Below are 23372 nucleotides of genomic sequence, written 5' to 3'. Positions count from 1 at the left end.
ATATATGCCAAAATCCGTTTGGTGGTTAGCCATCACACTTGCATTATTTATCACAGGAAATGCTATTGTCCTTTCTGTAGCAGTGGTTATTGGCGAAAAACTGGCTACCAACCCAACTTATGCAACAATTCCACTGGTAAGCCAGTACGTTGGCTTAATCCTAGCAACTATTCCGATCGCGTTTTTAATGCAAAAGTATTCGAGAAGAGTAGGCTTTATTATTGGTAACATCGGTGGGTTAATCGGCGCAGGCTTTTCTATTCTGGGCGTGATAGAAAGCCATTTAGTTTATTTTTCTATTGGACTGTTTTTTACTGGGATTGCTATTGGTACTGCACAACAATTCCGTTTTACCGCAATTGAAGAAGCCCCCATTTCTTTACGAGCAAAAGCCATTGGCCTAGTTATGAGTGGAGGCATTGCCGCAGCCTTAATCGGCCCAACATTAGCTATTACCACTCAACGATTTTTTACAGAATACCCGTTTGCAGGGCCATTCATCACGTTAGCCGCCATTTATGTGATCGCATTTATTCTATTATTAATTGTGCCATTAAAGAAAATAGTGAAAACGCCATCGGATGAAGTGTTAGTCAAACGCGACTACAGTGCATTGTATTCACAACCTATTTTAAAATTAATCGCCATTGTTAGCGCGGTTGGATATGCCATTGTGGTTTTCACCTTTGCCTCGATACCGTTATCTATGAAACAACATGATTTCGCCTTTTCCTCTATTGCGATTGTATTTCAATTTCATGTATTAGGTATGTTTGCACCGTCATTTTTTACTGGAACATTAATTCATCATTTAGGGGCAAAACGCATTATTTTCTGCGGTATCATATTGTTAATTTTATCAGCGACTATGAACCTGCTAGGTAACCATTTTTACAATTATTTGTTGGCGGGTATTTTTGTTGGTGTCGCCTGGAATTTAATTTTAATCAGCACTACTAACCTATTACCACATACCTATGAAGCTCATGAACGCGCTAAAGTGCAGGGAATAACCGATTTTCTTATCTATTTCTTCGGTGGAATAGGGAGCTTAGGAGCAGGGGCTCTTTTCTTCACATTCGGTTGGCAGACGATGAATACCCTATCTGTCGTCATCTCAGCCATAATTTTAATTAGTTTTTGGAAGCTAAAGAAATATATCCCCAGCAACCAATGAAGAGCTTTACCATAGTACCGTGTTTTTATATTCAAAGGGCGTAATAGTTTCATCTGTTGCTAATCGATATCATTATGAATATATCTCCTTAAGATAAACTCTACTGGCTATAAACTAATTAAAAATCGGTATTTTGTCTATTTTACAAATTAACAAACTGTATTCGGTTTTGTTTACCATTTATTTATTGGCTATTGACTTAATGACGGATAAGATTAAAAAGTAACTAATAGGAAGATATTATGTATAAAGAAATCCCTGTTCCCTGTAATGGGAAATACACAGAATTTCAATCTACAGTTGTTAATGAAATATTAGTTTGGATTGAAATGAACTTAACCAGTCGTTTATTACTCGATGATATCGCACTCAGATCAGGATATACAAAATGGCATTTACAAAGAGTATTTAGAAAAGTCGTAGGTATGCCTTTAGGTGAATATATTCGCCGAAGGAGAATTTGTGAAGCCGCTAAAGACCTATGTTCCACCGAGCTTCAAGTTATTGATATTGCATTAAAATACCAATTCGACTCCCAACAATCTTTTGCAAAGCGATTTAGAGCTTATTTAGGTACGTCACCGTCAATCTATCGCCTATCGGGTGAAAGTCAAAATGACCCATTACTACTGGAACCTAAAGTAGCTTGATACGCTAATATGAAAATAAAATTTATATTTCCTTTTTTAATAACACTACCAATACAAAGCCCCATGTAAGTTAACTACTGGGGCTTTATTATTTCCCATTTAGTTAAGAAAACCTTAATTTAAAATTAATAAAACCTTAAGGTTTTAGTTTTATATTTACTTTACTATCTTAATAAAAAATAATAATTTTTTGGGTATATAATTTTATACATTTATCTTTATTAAAAAATAAAGGCTTCACAAGGAAGCCTTTATTTTTTGTGCATTCTAATCAGCAAATAAATTAGAACGGCAGTTCACATAAAGTTATGCAAAAAGCCATTCAAGCTATTAAAAGTATTGCCTTTTATTGTAAAAAAAGCCAATTTTGTTAAGTTAAACTCAAATATTGTCAACGATTTGAGCAAGAACTATGGAGTGTTCGCCGCTGAGCGTAAAGATAGCATCTTGACACTTTCGGCGACAGCACCTAATCAACAAAACGCCAACTGGATCTTGGAATATCGAGTGGGCCATAATTATCTCCTGTGATTATGGAGGAGTACCTTGAGAGATAGCCTCCCGAGGGTAAGGTATTGCTGTTTAGGGCCAGCTACCGCTATAGCCAGCGAGCGCTGACAGTGAGTAAAGAGTATGACAGGGACCAAAAAGGATAAAACTCTGTAATTGCCCTTTTAAGGTGCAAAAGACAAGTTTTCCTAAGCAAAGGATAGGATGAGAAGTATGATGATTCACTTATGAGTGGGTTAAACTATCCAAACATAAAGATCTAGGAAAAACTTTCACATGTGAAAGTTTTGCGGCTCAACTCCAAAGGAACAAAAATGGGCAGAACACTGGAAGATATTATTGCAGAGCAACCTCAAAATCTCGTTGATTCTGCTCAGGAAAAAGCTTCAAAACAGCTAATCCATATCCATTTAATCGAGTTACTAGAACGTATCGAGACTGATGCAGGTTGCCACATTGATAACTGCACAATCGATAGCCTACAGAGACTGAAGCAGCTTGTTGCATCCGCAGGAGGAAAACTTCGCCTTCATGTCGATCTACCGGATGGTTCAAATCACGGTTTTAAGCTGTGACCTGAATACTCAAAAGTACCACATTAAAACAAGAAACTTGGGAAGCTACTTTTTCTCGAACTTCAATTCTAATTGAACTTAGGAGCATTAATGTGTGCTATTGCTCAACCAAGTAATCTCAGGCTTTCAAATCTTCCGTTACTATTCACATTGAGCATTTTTTGTTTTAGTCTCAATTTGTTATTAGCGCTTATAGATGGAAACTAATGAGCACACATTTCTATCACCCAGGACCGGAACAACCAACACCGGAACAACGACTACTTTTATTCAATGATGTGAAGTGGGAGATGTTTATAGAACAGTGCGCCAGACAATTGCAAGTAGAAGGGAAATACACTCATGTGCATCGACTTGGTGGTGCGGGTGATAAAGGCAGAGACGTGTGCGGCTATTTACATCAATTGCCTGAAGAGGATACTTGGGACCTGTATCAGGGGAAATACTATGCAGGAACGCTATCTCCAAGTGCTTTTGCTCCTGACCTTGCAAAATTCTTATGGTACGTCTTCTCCAAGGCATACACGCGTCCTTTAAATTACTATATATGTGCGCTCAAAGTTGGTCCTTCACTGCTTGATTACACGCTAAATCCTGAAAGGTTTAAAGCTTGGATGCTTCAGGAATGGAAAGATAAGTCTGGAAATTTCGTAACATTCAAAAAAGATCTCACTCCAGAACTAGATCTATTTATTCAGAACTTTCCTTTTGAGGTTTTCAAGGTAAAGCCATCCGCTGATCTGTTAGAAATACACTCTCGATCATGCAAACACTGGGAGATGTTTGGCGTTTTACCTGCTCGACAGCCCAACCCAATTATGCCAAAAAATCCTGACACCAATGAGCATCAATTCGTCAAAGCACTTCTTGATGTCTATCAGGAGTTAGATCACATTGAACTATCTCATCTGACTGACATTCCTAAAAGGTATCAATCACATTTTAAAGCACAGCGAATGCTTTTTTACAGCGCGGAAGGTCTTAACCGTTTTAGTAGAGACAAGCTTCCAGGAGCATTTGATGATTTGAAGAACCAAGTCGAGATAGGGATAGGTAGCTCCTTAAATTATCCGCATGAGAATGGCCTCACAAGACTAAAAGAGGTTTTAAATACTGCAAACACATTACAGGTAACCTCTAACCCTTTAAGTGGGCGATTACAAGCAGGCGACCTCGGAGGAACCTGCCACCATCTTGCAAATCAGGGTAGAGTAAAATGGGTGGATGAAGATGAGTGATGTATTTAATACTCCATTTGAGCTTGGACTCAGAATGGTGCATTTGTTGATGGCTCTATATCCTAAAAAAGTTGATTTACAGCGCCTAGTTTATTTCGATTATGCCGCAATCTATTCGGCAGATCTAAACGGCCCAGAAAGCCTACATACGCCAGTTCCGCTGCGAGGTGGAGAATACGTCAGTAGGAGAGAGATAATTGAAGAAGGGTTATATTTGATGGCGCAACGGTCATTCATTGATGTACAGGCTGATGATGGTGGTATTAGTTTCCAGCTTGGTGAGAATGGTCCGGCCTTAGTTGGTCTGATTGGCGGAGAATACTCTCGAGAATTATACAAGCGCTGTGAATGGGTAGCGTCTGCGTTAGGTGATATGGATGAGAAAAATCTCGAAAAAATATTTGGAATGCGCGGCACCTTATGGGGCACAGAGTTCCTTCCAATAACAAACAAAGGAACTGCTCTATGACAATTAGTATTCATGAATTGGTGGTGACTGGGCCAGGAAAAGTGCCGGCAAAACTTACACTAAATGGAAAATCTCATTTAGTTTTTGGTCCCACTGATACAGGAAAATCTTACATTGTCGAATGTTTTAGATATTGCTTTGGTGGAGGTCAAAAGCCTAAAGGTGTTGGCTTCTCGGATGGATATACTAGGGCAGCAGTTCAAATCGTACTATCCAATGGCGACTATTTCACATTATTTCGAGACCTACTTAATGGTGAAGAAGCTGTGTATGAGGGCTTGCATGAGAATCCTCCTCAAGGTGAAATTGCAATTGAAAAAAATATAAGTGACCTGCTTCAGACATGGTGTGGAACTGCAGGAGTAAAGATACTGATTAAGGCAGGAAAGCTTGGCAATTTGACGGCAGGAGATCTTCGTCGCGTTAGCATATTTGATGAGATTGAAACATTAGACAATGTTTCATTTGAAGGTAAAGATACCAATCTGAAAACTCGAAACAAGTCTGCACTAGCTATGATCTTAAGTGGTTCAGATGATTCCGAAATGGTTCTTCCTGCATCAACAAACGATCGGAATATTGCAAAAGGACATATCGAGGCAATTAACCAACAGATCAATAACTTACTTGCGGACATACCTAATGACCTATCACTGAAAGATGCTCAGGAAAGTTTGCTTAAAGTGACAGCTGAGATTGGGGTCATCACAGCTCATATAAGAGGTCATGCCTCCGAACTTGCCGAGCTTAGAAATAACCGCTTAATAATTGATAAAGAAAGGCGACAACTATCTCAGGAGTTAGCAGCATTAAAAGAGGCAGAAAATAGATTTCAGTTGCTTGATAAAAAATATGTAAGCGATCAACAACGACTACAAGCTATATCAACTGCCGCATCAATAGCTGATAGTTTTGATATTCGACCATGTCCTCTTTGCTATACAGACATCCAACACCAGTTACGTCACAAAGATAAAGATACTCAGACACCAATGCTTCGCTTAGCTGCACATGCAGAGAATGAAAAAATCTCAGGATTACGTGATGGATTGAAGGAGGCTTTAAATGATGTTCTCATAAGACTTGATGAAATATCTAACGCACTGCAAAGAAATTCTAGAGAAGCTCTAGAAAATGAACAAAAACAAGAAGCACTTCTATCGCCACAAAGTCTTAATATAAAGTACGGCTTAGAGACTCTTTCAGATCGTAAAGTAACACTGTCTATGGCGGTTGCTGATTTATTAAGGGTTGAAAACCTTAAGATTCGGCTGGCTGAGATGAAAGAAAAAAGTAAGCGCAAAAAGCAAACTGTTAATAGAAATATGTCAGAAAGTTCGACAGTACTATGCAAAAGAATCAAAACACTATTAGATACTTGGGGGGTGCCTAGCGTAGATTCTGTTTATTTTGATGATAGCCTTTCTGACATTGATATTAATCAGCGTAGGCGTACATCCTATGGAAAAGGAAAGAGAGGTATTTTTCTAACAGCTTATATGGTTGCATTAATGGAGAGAGCTATGGTGAACGGACATCCACATCTGGGTTTTACTATTATTGACTCTCCAGTAGTGACGTATAAAGATCCCAAGCATGGAACTAACAGTGACGGCGAAGAACTTCTTGATGAAAGTGTTAAAGACCGCTTTTATGCTTGGTTAGCAAACCGTACCGAACCAGGACAGATTCTTATTTTAGAGAATGAAGAACCAAGTTTAGAGACCTTAAATATATTGAATTTTACTGAATTTGTTGGTTCTAAAGGTATCCCTGGCCGATTAGGTTTTTTCCCCGTATGAAAACCGACAATTATAGAACTTGTCCAAGGTTTGAGAAGGCCTCATTGAGGAGAGACCTCAAGGCACCATTGATTCTACTTGAACCACTTTCGCGACAAAGCAGTTTTTAGAAAGGTGGAGACAAACTCCACCTCGTCTCTCTGACCATCCGTCATGCGGATCATATTTACTAGCTCACACCAGAGACTTAAGTTGTTACTCTATAACTTTCACATGTGAAAGTTAATGCTTCTCTGCTTAAGCTTCAGTCAAGCTGGTGTTGCTTCCTAAATCCGACAAAGTATATAGATCTGAGTATCACATGACCTCGGCCAAGGCTTCGACAACTTTGCCAATATAGCAGTGCAATATGAGTTATATAAATCAACATATAAAAAACTCAATCTCTTGTTCATTAAACTCCCTAAAGTTATCTTCAGCTGTAAGCAGAATCGCCTTACATAAATAACAACTCTTACGTTCTGTTTCACTTGAGCTATGCCATTCTTCGATTCTTTCCTTGTTTACTACGGTATAAGAGCCACAAAATGAACGAATTCCTTTGGGATGAATAGGTTGCCAATCGTTATACCAGAAAGATGAAAAACCAACTTGAGATTCATGGACAAAGTAACTAAACAAACCATCGGAAGATGAACCAACAATTTTTTTACCATCAATGTTACATTTTGGAATGTAGAACCCTCGTGATTCAAGATCGGAGTGCCAATGTCCATACCTCATAAACGGAAACGTAGTGACAGCCATTGTAGGAACTGCGGACATCTGACTATTATCAAATTCATAAGACAGCTCATTATTCAAAAGATCACCAACAGCCAAGCAACCGGAGCGCTCTCTTACCTGTATATCAGGCGTAAGATCAATTTCTGTAGTCACCTTTACAACCGTCAGATCAACCCAATTATTGCCGTCAATTCTTATAGGTAATGAAAATGCTAAAAGGTCATTAGTGTCATCTATCTGTTTGAAATTAGATAACCCCTCTTTAACATAGTTGATCAAATTAGCTTCATTTGGGGAATTATGATTATTCCAAACCGGTAACCATTTTGGTTTTTGAGGACGAAGCTCCATATATGCAGGCTCGATGGGGAGTGCTGGTATGGAAAGATATTCCGCATAAGAATCAGGCATTCCGTAAAATTCTTTGGCTAGGTCTATTGTTCTCAGATATGCGGAACGACCTCGATGACTTGCTTGTGTATAGAATTGCCCAGTAGACCGTTGTCTATCAGCGCTAAAAAAGTAATCAATGGTTGTTGCTTTTGATGGTTGATACTTGAATGTATTGTTCCACTCAGTTTGGTAGTGCTCTATTAAAGGTAAACTGGTTCTTTTTGTTTCTTTTTTCAGCCAAGAATAGTAAACACGAGGAACATGACTTCCCTGATAATACTCGAATCTGGTATTGTCATGATCCAAAATAATAAAAGGAGCAAATGGATAAGCATACTGTCCGCGTTCAACTGAGGTAGGTAGCAATTCAGATAATATTATATCTGACAGTACGGACCTTGCTTTTATGTAGTTTCCGAGATTATTTGGGCAAATATACCCCTTACACTTCGCAATAAAAAATACACACAATACTTCTACGCACTCAGACTCTTGCTTCCTACTTGCTAAGTCTTCCTTTAATAATTCTTCAACTCTTGGATGTTGAGCTATTAAAAGTCGTGAAAGCTGTTCTATCACCCATAGTTTTACAGAAGGTATAGGCAACTTAAGCCTTGAAACTAAAGTTTTGAGCATCGCTTCTTCGAGAGAGTCATCGCGACGCCAATCCCAAGCCGGCTTTGCAAGTTGAAGATTGCGGACGCTCTCTTCTAAACTTGTAACCATATCTAACGTAAGCTTAAGTGCCTCATCTTTCCTACCACCATGAGAAAGCAAAAAAACTAACTTATCATTCGGAATAATTAATTTGCCAAACCTATCATTCCAATTATTCGGTTGTGATGTTGTTAATTTAATAAATTCGTCGATTTTTTTAGGGTATTGTTCTGCAACAATCTTAAGTCGATTGAGACTATTTTCTGAACTCTCATACCAATCAGACCACCCTCCCATTGCCTTGTGAGCCGCAACCAAAAGATCAAAGGCTTTCGTTTTACCTTCTAGTCCTCTCGCACTAAAAAAAAGAAGATCTAACAAATATCGCTTTTCATCAAAACGATCAATAAAACTATGCGCCTGTGGAATGAGCAGTTTTAATAAATCAGGTTCCTTACCTTGAGTACACCAATATTTGTACCAGGTCTTCCAAAATTCACCAGTACTGAATTTTCCCTTGAGTGCCGCAGTCAACTCTTCAAACTTGTCAGGCGGATAATCCGATGGCTGCAACGAAATTTTTTCATCAAGCTCATCAGTTGATGAACGCTTATCTTCAGTCATGTTTTGAACTTTAATACCAAGTAAGCTCTCTATTTCATCACTGATATGAATGGCCTGTGGATTTCCTTGTTCAATCTTTGCTCTAAGAATTTGGTAACAGCTCGAGTGCAACCCTGTCAGATATAAATGTTTAGTTATGGGCGAAGAAAGGTCACACCTTTCAAGCAATCTTAAAATTGTCTCTTCAGCATAATACCACTCGCCATCACTGAGCTCCTGCTCATAAACTGAAGCAGCTGTTTGTGGGTTTAATCTTGCTAACAACGAAGATATAGAGTGCTTAGAGTGCCTAGTTTCATCTCCGTCGGTAAACTTGGATATATTGAAAACGATCGATGATATACGCTCTAATATTTCCAGCGCAGAATCAGGATCAGCTTCAGAAAGATATTCCACAGCTGTCAAAACATCAAATATGGTAGGATCTTTGTGATGCCCGTAACCGAGCACAAAATCCCATGTTTTTCTCAAACACCTTTCAAAAAGGGCTAGATTATCGTGTTGGAATGCTATTTGAGCGAGTTCAAGGTAAGCATTAGAATTCTCAATTGTTTCTTCTAGCTCATTTAACTGTCGATCCTCTTCGAGTTCAATGAGCAGTGCAACTGCATCATCGTCTAACAGTTTGAGACCTACCTCCTTATACCATGACCGCAGCCAGTCAACTCTGAACACACCAGAGTCAATGATTTGCTTTAACTCATCACGCGAAACTTCAGATTTGGTTGTTATCAGGTGACAATCGGCCGCAATTTCAATCCAATCGCGCTTTAGAGCTATATCAGCTCTTCGTGTCTCCCAATGAACATCATCTAATATTGGCCCCGACGGAAACATCGTACAAACTACATCAAAGTTTAATGTGTTCCCTGCTAAAAGTTCATTTGCGATCCAATCTGAAAACTCATTAAGAAATTCATAATGATCTGACACATCCGTTCGATCTGATGTTGCACTAACTGGTAACCAAGAGAAGTCGCCTTCCGCACTTAACCTGATACAAAGTGAAGAAAAAAACCAGCTATGATAACCGTCAGTCTTTTCAACTTTGAAGACCGTTGCCGACGGGCCATCAAAATGGTGAGTCTTAATACTGGCAAATTTTTTCTTAGAGAATATATCTAAAAACTGAGATAACATCTGTGAGGAAAAAGCGCTATATTCTGGCCTACGAGCAATATCCGCACCCTCTATAATGCTTAATCTAATTGCATCGAGTTCGATTTGACCGATATGATTTGAATTACGGGGTAAACATTGCCAAGCCCTGAAGAGCAGACCCAGATCTTTTTTTGTACGGCATGCACGCCTAAAACTAGCCACATATCCATCGGGCCAATTAGAGAATTTTCCTTCTTCAAAAATCAAATCGTAGTTAAGGCTGTCAGTTAATACTCCTGCTTTTATCAATATAGCAGCTTCAGCTTCGTTATCCTGAGAGTGTCGTGAAGACAAAAGTTTGGTTCTAGCCCGATATCGATCAATAGCCTTCTGCGATAATAGCTCTGCTTGATCAACAGCCCCTCTATACCATAATGCATTTGCCAATATTGATAATTTGGTTGGTGAATACTCGTTTTGTCCAGAGATTATTTCATTCAGAGACGGCTGGTCAGCGATTATTAGAGAGAACGTTTCCAGGTTAGTGGAATCCCATGTCTGAAACTCAGGACCGTTGATAAGCCTAGTTTTTAGTGCTCTGTGCCGATATGCCTCTGCATACTCAAGATTCTGAAATGCATAAGTTTCTGCCTCAGATAATAGTCGAATGCATGATTTCACCGGCATTCCAGTAATAAGCTTATCAAGTACCCAGTCTCGAGTAACACCCTGTCGTAACTCCGAAGAGTCGCCCCCCCGAGCCAAACTCGACCAAAGCCAATTATCTTTGAGATGTATTGGGGCGCTCAAACTCAACCATTCGCAGACACATGGCAGTAATGCGTTTATTCGCTCCTGATGCTCCTCCTGATTTCGCACAAATACCACTAGACTTTCATGGAAAGGCCTTACGCCGCAAACTCCTTCTGACAGCATGTGTGCAACTGCATCTACACTCGGTGCATATTCGTGATTATCTTTTACAACAGTACCAATTGCCTGTCTCGGCCACGCAAACTGAAAACCACTGCACAGGTGAAGGACATCCTTTTGTCTATAATTTAAGTTACGCCAAAGCTCGGAATAGTAAGTAGTAATATTGCCATCGGAGCATGGAGGAAGCTTCTCAATCTGCCAGGAAGAAAGTGCTAATCCATGATGAGACAGATACTCAGAGGAATAGATCACATGCAGAGGATAGCCATTTGTAGCTTCTAATAACGCGCCGGCACTTTTCTGAATTTCTTCATCCACATGATCCTCATGACAGTTTAAGAATAATCGACCAGATTCAATATGAAGTTTTAAATACTCGTATATCGAATTTCCAGACATTTCAGGCAACCAGTGCCACTCATTCTTAGGTGAATGAGTAAGCAATGTGTGAGGGAGTAATTCATCGTCAACTGGCTGCGTTCCAACAAGTACCACTAAGTTTTCTGTTGTAGGTAGCAATTGTCTGAAGGTTTCGTCCAATGGCTTTTTATTTTTGGCATTGTCTCGCCACACATGATCCAGCCCATCAATTAATACTACAAAGGGTTTCCCCTTGTGTTTGTAATAACTTGCGCAGGTTACCAGCGCATCACGCAGGTTTTCAGGATGGGATGTTCTTGCATTGGCTTCTTTGTGAAAGCTATTGATTTGATGTAGCAGGGATTCAGCAACGATTCTTGGGCTTAGTCTGTCTTCAGTTGTATCGACCAACGATAAAAAATAGTGATGACGTAATAGCGGAATTTCCTGATCTTCCAATTCTTGACATAGAAACGATAGATACGTACTTTTTCCAACACCAGGCTTGCCCGTTAACGTAATGACTTCGCCTTTTGAACGGCTAATTCGAGCAAGTAGATCATTGTGAAAATCTGAATCAGGGAGGCAATAATCCTCAGGTACTGAGAATATTTCAGGTATGGGCTCCGGTCTTTTTGGCGATAAAACTTCTCTAACATGATGAAGATAAATCCAACCATTTTCTGGAGGATTATTCTGAAACATTGCCCATTCACGTGCTCTTGCGACAAGCCGCTCAACGCCTGTATCGTCGGAAAACTTCAAAAGCCCAGCTCGAACACTACGCTTTATCGTAAGGTAGTCTCCATCACTATGTTGGACGGTCAACTTCGAAAAAAGAAATATAGCGGCTTCGTGGCTTCCTAATTGTCGGATGATCTCTTGTTGTGAGTCATCATCAACCTGATTAAAGTCTATTTTAGAACCACGCAGGCAGGATTCCATAGATCTGTCCGGCCGCTTATTGGTCAATAGAACAACATCCCCAAGCTTTTCAGCTGGCACAGCATTAATGGCATTGTAGAGCTTTTTAAGAATGGAACGAGATCTAGCTGTTTTACCTGAGATTTTTAACAACCAATCCCACGTAAGGCAGTTTTCATCCTTCTCAGGAGAAGGGGTAAATTTAACTTGCCAAAAATCTTTAATGCCATTTGGTCGTTCACAAACAACATCATCTATACCTTCAGGTGTTTCATTGCTATCTGTGTCGGCTTCAAATGCTACCCTGGCATACTGAGTAGGGCTATGAAGCCATTCCGCAAGCAGTTTAACTCCCTGCAGCGTTTGATAATCATATCCCGTATAGATAATCGCAGAATTTTTAACTTTCATAAGACTCGAAAACACTCCTTATTCAATAAATCATCCTTTCCACTCCAAAAGTAAACCTCATCAACAGTTAACATTATGTTCTTCCCGAAGGCGGCATTTTTTTGTCGAAAGGACGTAATATTCGAGCTACCTCAGTATTTGAAGGAAGATCCCCCCCTTTTGGCGGAGTTTGATCAACGCTAGCCATCTGTATGCCTTTTTGCCGCACATGAAAGGCGATTTGCTGCCAGCGGCGTAACCATTGAGCTTCTTTTCTCTTGTAGGCTTCTAGTTCCGCTTTGAGGCGATCCACCTCTACCTGAAGCTCTTCCGCCTCTTTCGTTGCCTGCGCTTTGGTTTTCACGAGGCCACCCGACAATGCTTGTTTGGCATTGTCATAAGCGGCTTTAATTTCAGATTTGGCTTGGAGTGACTGACGACTAAAGCCAAAACGTTCTTCTAGAACAGCCCAGGTGAGTTTTGCTCCAAGCTCGCCAAGTGCCCAGCGATCCAAATCAGCTACGATTGTATTGATGTCACTATCGGACATGCGCCTGAAGCGCTTAACCATGCTCTACCTCGTTTAAATATTGTTCGGGATCAAAGTGCTCCACCCCGTTATCAGCAAGTTGCACAGCCAGCGTTTTGAGTTTTTTATCGTTATGAGCTAACCAATCAGCGCTCTTTTTGGGCTTGTTACTACTTAACTGTTTCTCTGCATTTTTTCGGGCCAATGCGGTAAGGGCATATTGGCGCTTCTGCTCGTCCAGCCTACCCTTGTCATCCTTGACCCACACGTAGTCTTTACAATCTGCCGAACATTGTAAATGGCGCTCGCAGGGTGTTTGAGAAAAGTTGTGGACGCAGATACCAGTCCCGACATCATGCACAGCCTGAATGCGTGCTTTAAGAATGGCATCCTGTACTTCTACCGGAACTACTTTTAGTTGCTCAGCCAATAGACCACCGACCAAGCCTTTTTTGATATCTTCGCGGAGCATCAATGCACGTTTTTCGCGGGATGTATGCTGATAGGCTTTGGTGTCCCTGGGATTGGTTCGCCCAAACCATTCGGTTTGCAGAAGATCACTTAACCCACCTTCATCAAGTAAAGTATTGAGCGTGTGGCGGAAGTGGTGACTGGTAAAATCTACTTCGATACTATTGGAAGCGTATTCAGCAGCAAGATCAGGGAAATAACGGAGAAATGTGGTGAACATAGACTGGCTACAGCTTGTAGCTAACCAGTGAGCATAGCTTCCAGTAGAAAGTCCCAATGAGCGAATAAATAAAAGATCTTTCAGATAGTATTCTTTACCAAATTGATCAATATGGAATGCTCGTAGTAGTTTTTCAGAAAAGTCTCTAAAACAATACGCTTTGACAGCGTCCTTATTTGTGTAGCAAATAGGGTTATTTGGCTTTTTCCCTTGCTTGGTCACTCGCTCATGGTCCTGCCAAACAAGACCAATCTTTCGAATCCATCCAGTAGAACAAATGGTATTGCTGCTTATCCCCATTTTTAACAGGTCATCAATGTATAACTTTCTTTTCTCTGGAATTTTATTCAAAAAACGAATATCGGGGCCGCTAGAACGATGCATTTCCTGTGCGGTAATTCTCACCGAATCTGTTGCCGCGCGTACCTCATCAAGTACATCTTTAACTATTGTTACGACCTCTGATGGCAAGTAGAGTTTTCTTTTAGGTGTAAATAGATCACCGAGACTAGCCTTTCGAGGGAAATATTCTATGAAGGCTTTTTGGTCTTGGTCTAACGTAACTTCTTGAAGCGGAAGTAATGAAATCTCACTAAAGCGGCGGCCAGTACAAGCAAGCAGAGTCAATATCAGGACATACAATCTGTATTTATGTTCTTTTGGAACCGTCAAATAGAGCTCACCGATAACCCGAAACACGGCAGGAGCAACAAGCTTCTCGGATTTGGTCTCCAGAACTTCAGGATCATCCAGCCTTTTATGATTCAGACCTCCTGTATTCACTGGGCGTACCATCTTCGAATATTTATACTGTAACAGCACCCTGCACAAACCATTAGCATCACAGTGTGCAGCGAACTCTGCAACATGCTTGTGAAGGTTGTAGGCAGTGGTGTCACTGTAGTGTTTTGAAATTAATCCACACGCATCGTCTAGCGCTTCTGGCGTGAGTTTGGTCAGTTCCTGCCCCAGTTGGTTAGCTGCAAATGAGATATACCCAACAGCGGTAATGAAGTTACGCTGATTGGGTGTTGATTGATGTTTTCTGTGGAATCGAAGAATCAGTAATGCCTTGGCAACCTCCTCCCAGTCATGACGTAGAGGTTCTGAGCCAAGTTTAGGGGGAAGCGTAAAAGCAAACGACGCAGTTTTGGCGTTTTTACCCGTAAGCTTGACTAGGCGGCCAGCATTCACTTGCCACACAGGATTACCCCAAAAAACCGACTCAAACCCTTCCAGCTTCATTAGCTTAGCTTTATCGACCAAAGCCTGGGTATTTGCCTTTCTATCGCGCTCAAGACGATCAATGAAGGGAATAACCTTGGCCTTACGATTTGAGCGACCATCAGACATTGCTACCTCCTTCTTCACAAAGCTGTGCCACCTGTGCGACCGCAGCGATTACCTCATCAAGCTGTATGCCCAATCGTGCATTCTCGTACTTTTTTAAACGCTCTTCACGATCGACCAGAAGACACTCCAAAACATGCTCATGATCAGCATGACGATAAGGCTGAAATTTAGGGCACAAATAACATGAATAAGGAGGATCAAGGTGGCAGACACTAGACTCCCCACACACACCAATATCAGACTGATCATCTGGATTTTGCTCATCGACAAACGTCAGGTGCTTGTCATCTCGCTCACCATTGATAGCGTCTTCATCATTATCAATAAGCTTACCTTTGAAGAAATTGAGGTACTTCGAGAATCCTTTTGCCATCGACTTGTCGAGATGCTCAACAACTGCTCCCGCAACATCAAAATATACCCCCACATGCTGGGTATCCGTATGATCTAATATCCTGGCTAGCTCACGCTTGCTGATACCCTCTGTCGCCAGGCCTGTTGCCAAGGTGTATCGTAACCTCCTTGGTGTGACATACATTAATTCACCAGTAAGAGGGGAAATTATGTTATGACGTTTTGTAAAGGCTGTAATTAAACGAGATATATCCCCGCTCGTCATATTGAAAATATGCTCTAAATCTAGAGAATGCATGGCAACGCGGTTACCGCTTGTTTTTATTAGAAGAGGTCGATTCTCTGGGGTAGAGAAGTCTTTACCTTTAAAGCTAAGAGGCACTAAGTTATTTTTCTCGACAAGATTTTCTAGAATTCTTCCGAAATGGGGATCTAAATATTCATCCATCAGGTCATCGCGAGGATTAACAAATCTCTTCTTAATACGCGGCATCCGAATGATATAACAGGGGTCTTCGTTCGATGGATCAAGCTTAACGAGATCACCTTCCCTTAGGTATGTCAGGTTTGCGGGGTTTCGGCCGAAAGCTAGTGACAAAGCCATAACAGCCTTTTGCTGGAGATGCTCAAACTCTAGGCTCTTGTCCTCTTTTAGCGCAGCAATCAAAAGAGGGAGCTCTAAGGATTTATGTAATGGCCCCATATCGGGGTCGGACATCCTAACGGCCTCACCCTTTGGACCTCCAGGTATAACCATTGCTTCAAGTTCAGCGGCATAGGCATCTGAAAATGTACTATCTGAAATGTTGTCAGAACACCAGATATACCACCGAATTGGCATATACATTGTCCAAAGCTTGTGCCGAGTGCGCTGAATGTTGATAGAGTTTTCAAATAAATCAATAAGATGATCTTTAGCACTTTCCGGTTGATTATCTTTCCCCCAATCCCTAAGAACGAGCCTCCATACATCACGAAAAACTTTGTATCCAGCGGATGTTGAAGTACGCCTAACTTGGTCAGACACATAGTGCTTCAACGCATTTCTCAGCTGTAAATTTGAGACTTTGCCAAAATCGAGTGTTGAGTGGCCACGAATCACTATGGGGAGCAACCATTGATCGCCTGATATATCAATTGTTTTCCCCTCTCGAGTAACCAAGATCTGCATCTCAGACCAAGACTGATCTACAGATTGTGTTTTCGATAAGTTCGTACTCACTTTGGCTACCTCTCGGACATCATATCTGCCTGATAACGCCTCAATGACTTAACCGCCTGCTCCTCCACTTCTTGGGCAATATAAATATCTTGTGAATCTAAACTACTATCGCCACGCAGAAAGGCCAGCGCTTCTCGTCTGCGCTGCTCATCCATTCCTGAAGCTCTAAGAACCCTCTCAAGCCGGGATGAGAATGTGTGCCTAAGAGACTTGGCCGTTAAGTTTTCAGGAAGACGGTCAACATATTGCGTTCGCAATAACTGAAAAAACTGTGTAATTGAGGATTGTGACAAGGGCGCCCCCTCATCACTCAAGATTAAATAGTCTGATTCATGGTTACTTTTGCTTTCAAGCACTTCACGCCAAGTAATAATGTACTCATTTAATGTAAAAGCAAACTGCCGACTCTCAATCGGAATAAGTCTACCATTACGCTTTATTTGAGGCCTCGGCCGCCTCACATCCAGTGGGTCTGCTGGTCTACGCTCAATCTTTATCGCCGAAATCGCACCAACTTGAACATCTTCTACCCTAAGGCTAAGCAGTTCACCTGGCCTTAGACCACAAAACAACATTAACCCTACAGACACATAGTTTCTAAACTTTACAGCAGGATCTCGTCCAAATCCTTGCTTAGCATCGGGATGCAACACGGCAAGCAGGAAGTCAACCTCTACCTCATTTAGCCCCTTACGAAGGCTTTTCTTCATTGGTGTGGCAGACATAAAGCTGCCTTCCAACATTTTTAGAAAGAATGACTTTCGCTCTCTCAAACGTTCATAGTCTAGGGAAGACAAAGGCAACTGGCTTATCAATACGTCCATACACCAACTGATAAATTGTCTAATAGTCGTTAACCGTTGATTAAAGGTATTAGGCGCTACTAAATTTATACGTCCATTGGCCTGATCAATTCTTAACGCTTCGACCAAGCCACCTTTTAATTCTGCTTCGTTGAATGAGTTCTGAGCCAGCAATTTCGCAGATAGGTCATAATTCGATTTATCCAGCCAGCGATAGAGCACTGATAGCTCTCTCAAATTCCGAACCAATGTATTTGTACTGAGGGAGCGTCTGGCAAGAATAAACTCATTAGGTAAGACAACTGGCATACCAGAATCATCCAGCATCATTGGTATCTGTTCGCCCGTTTCGTGTGTGACTAGCTCTATTTTCATTGCACCACCCTTATTGACAAAATAAGAGTAGCTACAAAATTTTATCTTTACAACTTTTAAAGTTATACGATTTTATAAAAACACAAAGTCACATAAAACGAAAAAGCCCTTCAAATGTTTACACACTCAAAGGGCTTAATTTTTCATTTTTATTCTTTAAAACCAATTAGTTAATTAGACTAATTTAAGAAATATTTAACAGTAATCACTTTATGTCATTCAGAACGGAATATCGTCATCGAAATCCATTGGTGGTTCATTAGTTTGTGGAGCAGGTGCTGATGAGCGTGCGGCTGGAGCTCCGCCACCACTAAATTGTTGTGCTGCTTGAGGCTGTTGAGGTTGGCCCCAACCGCCTTGGCCGCCTTGACCTTGTGATGGTGCATCACCGCCACGGCCACCTAGCATTTGCATTGAGCCACCGATATTCACAACAACTTCTGTCGTGTAACGGTCTTGACCACTTTGATCTTGCCATTTACGTGTTTGCAAAGAACCTTCTATATAGACTTGTGAACCTTTTTTCAGATATTCACCCGCCACTTCCGCTAATTTGCCGAAAATAACCACGCGGTGCCATTCGGTTTTTTCACGCATCTCACCGGTTTGCTTGTCACGCCAACTTTCAGAAGTTGCCAGAGTCAGGTTTGCCACAGCTCCGCCGTTAGGCATATAACGGATTTCTGGATCTTGTCCTAGGTTACCGATAAGAATTACTTTATTTACGCCTCTGCTGGCCATTTATTACTCCTGATGCATTGAATTTTAATCTCTGGATTAGCCGTGAAGTTTACCACGACAGAGCTGATTTGCACCAATATTTGAAATTAAGCTTGTTAATTTGCGAAACGCTTTCCAGCTTTTAGTGAAATTCCATAGTGCTTTTGTCAGTATAGACACAAAATAATACACACCGCATCTATCTTTTCGATAAATTCAGATCGCTGTTTTTCTGTTTTTCTGTTTTTCTGTTTTTCTGTTTTTCTGTTTTTCTGTTTCACCATTAAAATCTTACTCTAAATAGTTCAAGCTGTGGCTAGGCGGCAAGCGAAGGTATCGCGGGGAGCATACAAAAGTATGTGACCTGCGTAACTGAGAGCAGCCAACAACACCACGGTTTGAAATATGATGAGCAGAACCTATTCTAAATAGTTCAAGCTGTGGCTAGGCGGCAAGCGAAGATATCGCGGGGAGCATACAAAAGTATGTGACCTGCGTAGCTGAGAGCAGCCAACAACGCCACCGTTTGAAATATGACGAATAGGAAATACTGTATATCCATTCAGCCATAAATATGTGATAATAGTCTCTTGCGATTGTTCAATATCAAATCATCCGGGAAGTGGTAAATGGATAATATCGAAGTCCGCGGCGCACGCACGCATAATCTGAAAAACATCAATCTCATCATCCCTCGCGACAAACTCATTGTTATTACTGGGTTATCTGGTTCAGGGAAATCATCTTTAGCTTTTGATACCCTGTATGCAGAGGGTCAGCGCCGTTATGTTGAATCTTTATCTGCTTATGCTCGCCAGTTTCTTTCTTTAATGGAGAAACCGGATGTCGATCATATTGAAGGGTTATCCCCTGCAATTTCGATTGAACAAAAATCCACTTCACATAACCCACGTTCGACGGTCGGAACCATCACAGAAATTCATGACTATCTGCGGCTATTATTTGCACGTGTTGGTGAACCTCGCTGCCCTGATCACGACATACCGCTTGCGGCTCAAACTGTTAGCCAGATGGTCGATAATGTTCTGGCTCAACCCACCGATCGCCGAATGATGCTACTTGCTCCTGTCGTTAAAGAACGTAAAGGGGAGCACGTTAAGTTACTCGATAACTTAGCCAGCCAAGGCTATATCCGTGCCCGAATTGATGGGGAAGTTTGCGATCTATCCGATCCACCAAAGCTCGAATTACAGAAAAAACATACGATTGAAGTCATTGTCGATCGTTTTAAAATTCGTGATGATATTGCTCAGCGTTTAGCCGAATCCTTTGAAACCGCACTAGAACTCTCTGGCGGTACCGCAATTGTCGCGGATATGGATGATGCGAATGCAGAAGAACTGGTTTTTTCTGCCAATTTTGCCTGCTCTGTTTGCGGCTACAGTATGGTGGAACTTGAACCTCGCCTATTTTCTTTTAACAACCCTGCAGGGGCCTGTCCAAGCTGTGATGGCTTAGGTGTTCAGCAGTTTTTTGATCCCGAAAGAGTCATTCAAAATACTGAAATCTCACTAGCAGGTGGTGCAATTCGGGGTTGGGATCGCCGTAATTTTTACTATTTCCAAATGCTGATGTCATTAGCTGAGCATTATAAATTTGATGTGGAAGCGCCTTATGACACTCTGAGTCCTGCCATTCAAAAAATTATTTTATATGGTTCAGGCAAAGAAACGATTGAGTTTAAATACCGTAATGACCGTGGCGACATCACTGTGCGCCGGCACCCTTTTGAAGGCGTGCTCAATAATATGGAACGCCGTTATAAAGAAACAGAATCAACGGCTGTCCGTGAAGAATTAGCGAAATATATCAGCAACCGTCCATGTGTCTCTTGCCATGGGACGCGCTTACGTAAAGAGGCGCGCTTTGTATTTGTTGAAAATACGACATTGCCTGAAATCGCAGATTACAGCATTGGCCACGCAATGGAGTTTTTCCAAAATCTAAAACTCACAGGCCAGCGCGCTCAAATCGCAGAAAAAGTTTTAAAAGAAATTGGCGATCGCCTGAAATTTCTCGTCAATGTTGGGCTTAATTATCTGACACTTTCACGCTCTGCTGACACCTTGTCTGGTGGCGAAGCACAACGCATTCGTTTAGCAAGCCAAATTGGTGCTGGTTTAGTGGGAGTGATGTATGTCCTTGATGAACCTTCAATTGGCTTACACCAACGTGATAATGACCGCTTACTTGAAACCTTGATCCACCTGCGTGATCTAGGAAATACCGTGATCGTCGTTGAACATGACGAAGACGCGATCCGCGCCGCAGACCATGTGATTGATATCGGCCCGGGTGCTGGGGTGCATGGTGGGCAAATTGTTGCCCAAGGAACACTGGAAGATATTGTCGCAAACCCTGATTCACTCACTGGTAAATTTTTAAGTGGTGAGCGCAGAATTGATATCCCACAGAAACGCGTTCCAATTAATAAAGATAAAATGCTGACGGTGTTTGGGGCAAAGGGTAATAACCTGAAAAATGTGACGTTAAAAGTCCCTGTTGGGTTATTTACCTGCATCACTGGCGTGTCTGGTTCAGGTAAATCAACACTGATAAACGATACGCTATTCCCTATTGCTCAACGCCAATTAAATGGGGCGACAACCATCACCCCTGCCCCTTATTTAGATGTAGAAGGTTTAGAGCACTTTGACAAAGTCATTGATATTGACCAGAGCCCAATAGGCCGTACACCACGTTCGAACCCTGCCACCTATACTGGTGTGTTTACACCTGTGCGTGAACTATTTGCCGGTGTGCCTGAGTCTCGGACTCGTGGTTATAACCCAGGGCGTTTTAGCTTTAACGTTAAAGGCGGTCGTTGTGAAGCTTGCCAAGGTGATGGGGTTATTAAGGTTGAAATGCACTTCTTGCCTGATGTGTATGTCCCTTGTGACCAATGTAAAGGCAAACGCTATAACCGCGAAACGCTAGAAATTAAATATAAAGGTAAAAATATCCATGAAGTGCTGGATATGACCATCGAAGAGTCTCGTGAATTTTTTGATGCCGTACCTGCCCTTGCCCGCAAGTTACAAACGCTGATGGACGTTGGTTTATCCTATATCCGCCTCGGTCAATCAGCGACGACGCTCTCTGGTGGTGAAGCACAGCGTGTGAAATTAGCTAAAGAGTTATCTAAACGCGGTACAGGGCAAACTATCTATATTTTGGATGAACCAACAACTGGCCTGCACTTTGCTGATATTCAACAGCTCTTAGTCGTTTTACATCAGCTTCGTGACCAAGGAAACACCATTGTGGTGATTGAGCACAACCTTGATGTCATTAAGACAGCGGACTGGATTGTCGATTTAGGCCCTGAAGGGGGTAGTGGCGGCGGTGAAATCTTAATTGCAGGCACACCAGAAGAAGTGGCTGAGTGTGAAAAATCTCACACCGCACGGTTCTTAAAAACGATTTTAGAACGCGGCTACTAAGTAGAAAGGCCATTAAAAAATAAGTAAGAAGATTATCAGGGAGCATTTTGTTCCCTGATAATTATTACGATAGCTAAGAATTATTGGCTAACGGCAGCAAATGCTTCAACAATGCGTTTAACATTATGGCGATTGACACCTGCCATACAAACACGGCCAGTTCCAACCAAGTAAACCGCAAATTCGTCTTTCAGGCGAGCCACTTGCTCTTTAGAAAAACCAGTGTAGCTGAACATGCCGCGCTGCTTTAATAAGTGATCGAAATTTTGATTTGGTAATGCTTTTTTTAGCTCATCGACCAATACCGTACGCATGTCTAAAATACGTAAGCGCATCTCTTCCACTTCCGCTAACCATTTGGCTTTTTCAGCGCTGTTGGTTAATACCGCAGCAACAATTTTTGCACCATTAGATGGCGGGCTAGAATATAAACGGCGAACACCCGCTTTTAACTGGCCTAACACACGGTCACGTTCATCTTGGTTTTCACAGATCACAGAAAGCCCACCTGCACGTTCACCGTAGATACCAAAGATTTTAGAAAATGAGTTACTGACAAACACGGGTAAGCCAGCTTTAACCATCGCTCGGATAGCATAAGCATCTTCATTAATGCCTTCTGCAAAACCTTGATAAGCAATATCTAAAAATGGGATCAATTTGCGTTCTAATGCTACCTTAGTGACTTCATCCCATTGTGCAGGAGTCAGGTCGGAGCCTGTTGGGTTATGACAGCACGGGTGCATTAGGATGATGCTATTAGCAGGCAATTGTTTGAATGTCGCTAGCATCTCATCAAATTTAACGCCTTTGGTTTTTTCATCAAAGTACGGGTAGTAATGCACTTTTGTTCCCGCACCTGAAAAAATAGAGGCATGGTTTTCCCAAGTTGGGTCACTGCACCACACTTCGGAATCGGGATAATATTGATGTAAAAAATCAGCACCAATTTTTAACGCACCAGAACCACCAATCGTTTGGACGGTAGCGATACGTTCCTGTGCAATTAGCGGGCAATCCTCACCAAATACTAATTTTTGTAATTCAGTACGGTAATCTTTCAAACCTTCCATAGGCAAATACAGTGATGCGCTTGCAGGCAGTTTATTTAACGCCGCTTTTGCCGTACCGACTGTCGCCAGTTCAGGGGTTTTCCCGTCACCATCATAGTAAAGACCGATACTCAAATTAATTTTATTTTCACGAGAGTCTTTATTAAATTCATCCATTAACGACAGAATTGGGTCGCCCGGATAAGCATCAACATGTTCGAACACAGGACATCTCCTAATCATTATTTTACGCTAAATAAACCAAGCGATGATTTGC

General features: G+C 41.5%; 14 protein-coding genes. 7 read left to right on the top strand and 7 right to left on the bottom strand.

Annotation, left to right across the window (positions count from 1 at the left end):
• Positions 1-4 precede the first annotated feature (4 nt).
• The 6 genes from PSF31_RS09470 to PSF31_RS09445 all read left to right on the top strand — a co-directional run bounded on the left by PSF31_RS09470 (position 5) and on the right by PSF31_RS09445 (position 6421).
• Complete coding sequence (locus PSF31_RS09470) at positions 5-1177, top strand: MFS transporter (protein ID WP_096865136.1); 1173 nt, start codon at positions 5-7, stop codon at positions 1175-1177.
• A gap of 242 nt (positions 1178-1419) precedes the next feature.
• Positions 1420-1827: a helix-turn-helix domain-containing protein gene (locus PSF31_RS09465; RefSeq protein WP_004260890.1), complete on the top strand. Its 408-nt coding sequence runs from the start codon at positions 1420-1422 to the stop codon at positions 1825-1827.
• Positions 1828-2651: 824 nt separating this feature from the next.
• Complete coding sequence (locus PSF31_RS09460) at positions 2652-2912, top strand: hypothetical protein (protein ID WP_032471337.1); 261 nt, start codon at positions 2652-2654, stop codon at positions 2910-2912.
• Positions 2913-3118: 206 nt separating this feature from the next.
• Positions 3119-4150 carry an ABC-three component system protein gene (locus PSF31_RS09455; RefSeq protein WP_032471336.1) on the top strand — a complete coding sequence of 344 codons (1032 nt, stop codon included), beginning with the start codon at positions 3119-3121 and terminating at the stop codon, positions 4148-4150.
• Positions 4143-4619 (top strand): ABC-three component system middle component 2, encoded by a 477-nt coding sequence (locus PSF31_RS09450; protein ID WP_032471335.1) that lies wholly within the window; start codon positions 4143-4145, stop codon positions 4617-4619. The genes PSF31_RS09455 and PSF31_RS09450 overlap by 8 nt, the downstream gene beginning before the upstream one ends.
• Positions 4616-6421 (top strand): AAA family ATPase, encoded by a 1806-nt coding sequence (locus tag PSF31_RS09445; protein WP_032471334.1) that lies wholly within the window; start codon positions 4616-4618, stop codon positions 6419-6421. Before PSF31_RS09450 ends, PSF31_RS09445 begins: the two co-directional genes overlap by 4 nt.
• Positions 6422-6784: 363 nt before the next feature.
• On the opposite strand, the gene PSF31_RS09440 is transcribed toward PSF31_RS09445, so the two are convergent.
• The 6 genes from PSF31_RS09440 to PSF31_RS09415 form a co-directional block, all read right to left on the bottom strand.
• Complete coding sequence (locus PSF31_RS09440) at positions 6785-12553, bottom strand: ATP-binding protein (protein ID WP_164561230.1); 5769 nt, start codon at positions 12551-12553, stop codon at positions 6785-6787.
• 73 nt (positions 12554-12626) lie between these two features.
• The gene (locus PSF31_RS09435) at positions 12627-13103 is read right to left on the bottom strand and encodes a hypothetical protein (protein ID WP_032471333.1); all 477 of its coding nucleotides are present in this window, start codon (positions 13101-13103) and stop codon (positions 12627-12629) included.
• Positions 13096-15105, bottom strand: coding sequence for an integrase (locus PSF31_RS09430; protein WP_096865191.1), 2010 nt, complete (start codon positions 15103-15105; stop codon positions 13096-13098). Before PSF31_RS09430 ends, PSF31_RS09435 begins: the two co-directional genes overlap by 8 nt.
• Complete coding sequence (locus PSF31_RS09425; RefSeq protein WP_002024923.1) at positions 15098-16681, bottom strand: tyrosine-type recombinase/integrase; 1584 nt, start codon at positions 16679-16681, stop codon at positions 15098-15100. The genes PSF31_RS09430 and PSF31_RS09425 overlap by 8 nt, the downstream gene beginning before the upstream one ends.
• Before the next feature lie 5 nt (positions 16682-16686).
• Complete coding sequence (locus PSF31_RS09420; protein ID WP_032471330.1) at positions 16687-17859, bottom strand: tyrosine-type recombinase/integrase; 1173 nt, start codon at positions 17857-17859, stop codon at positions 16687-16689.
• Between the two features lie 219 nt (positions 17860-18078).
• Positions 18079-18600 carry a single-stranded DNA-binding protein gene (locus PSF31_RS09415; RefSeq protein WP_096864666.1) on the bottom strand — a complete coding sequence of 174 codons (522 nt, stop codon included), beginning with the start codon at positions 18598-18600 and terminating at the stop codon, positions 18079-18081.
• A 608-nt stretch (positions 18601-19208) separates the two neighbouring features.
• Between PSF31_RS09415 and uvrA the strand changes: the two genes are divergently transcribed.
• On the top strand, positions 19209-22043 hold the full coding sequence (gene uvrA, locus PSF31_RS09410; RefSeq protein ID WP_004260897.1) for an excinuclease ABC subunit UvrA: 2835 nt from the start codon (positions 19209-19211) through the stop codon (positions 22041-22043).
• Positions 22044-22123: 80 nt separating this feature from the next.
• Here uvrA and PSF31_RS09405 read toward each other — a convergent pair whose 3' ends face one another.
• The gene (locus PSF31_RS09405; RefSeq protein WP_036958319.1) at positions 22124-23320 is read right to left on the bottom strand and encodes an amino acid aminotransferase; all 1197 of its coding nucleotides are present in this window, start codon (positions 23318-23320) and stop codon (positions 22124-22126) included.
• Between the last annotated feature and the right edge of the window lie 52 nt (positions 23321-23372).

The sequence above is a fragment of the Providencia sp. PROV156 genome (assembly GCF_028480905.1).
Lineage (GTDB): Bacteria > Pseudomonadota > Gammaproteobacteria > Enterobacterales > Enterobacteriaceae > Providencia > Providencia hangzhouensis.
This window is presented reverse-complemented; position numbering and strand designations above follow the sequence as displayed.

Coding starts and splice junctions, on each gene's coding strand:
- PSF31_RS09470 (WP_096865136.1), top strand. CDS start 5: ATGCCAAAATCCGTTTGGTGGTTAGCCATCACACTTGCATTATTTATC.
- PSF31_RS09465 (WP_004260890.1), top strand. CDS start 1,420: ATGTATAAAGAAATCCCTGTTCCCTGTAATGGGAAATACACAGAATTT.
- PSF31_RS09460 (WP_032471337.1), top strand. CDS start 2,652: ATGGGCAGAACACTGGAAGATATTATTGCAGAGCAACCTCAAAATCTC.
- PSF31_RS09455 (WP_032471336.1), top strand. CDS start 3,119: ATGAGCACACATTTCTATCACCCAGGACCGGAACAACCAACACCGGAA.
- PSF31_RS09450 (WP_032471335.1), top strand. CDS start 4,143: ATGAGTGATGTATTTAATACTCCATTTGAGCTTGGACTCAGAATGGTG.
- PSF31_RS09445 (WP_032471334.1), top strand. CDS start 4,616: ATGACAATTAGTATTCATGAATTGGTGGTGACTGGGCCAGGAAAAGTG.
- PSF31_RS09440 (WP_164561230.1), bottom strand. CDS start 12,553: ATGAAAGTTAAAAATTCTGCGATTATCTATACGGGATATGATTATCAA.
- PSF31_RS09435 (WP_032471333.1), bottom strand. CDS start 13,103: ATGGTTAAGCGCTTCAGGCGCATGTCCGATAGTGACATCAATACAATC.
- PSF31_RS09430 (WP_096865191.1), bottom strand. CDS start 15,105: ATGTCTGATGGTCGCTCAAATCGTAAGGCCAAGGTTATTCCCTTCATT.
- PSF31_RS09420 (WP_032471330.1), bottom strand. CDS start 17,859: ATGAAAATAGAGCTAGTCACACACGAAACGGGCGAACAGATACCAATG.
- PSF31_RS09415 (WP_096864666.1), bottom strand. CDS start 18,600: ATGGCCAGCAGAGGCGTAAATAAAGTAATTCTTATCGGTAACCTAGGA.
- uvrA (WP_004260897.1), top strand. CDS start 19,209: ATGGATAATATCGAAGTCCGCGGCGCACGCACGCATAATCTGAAAAAC.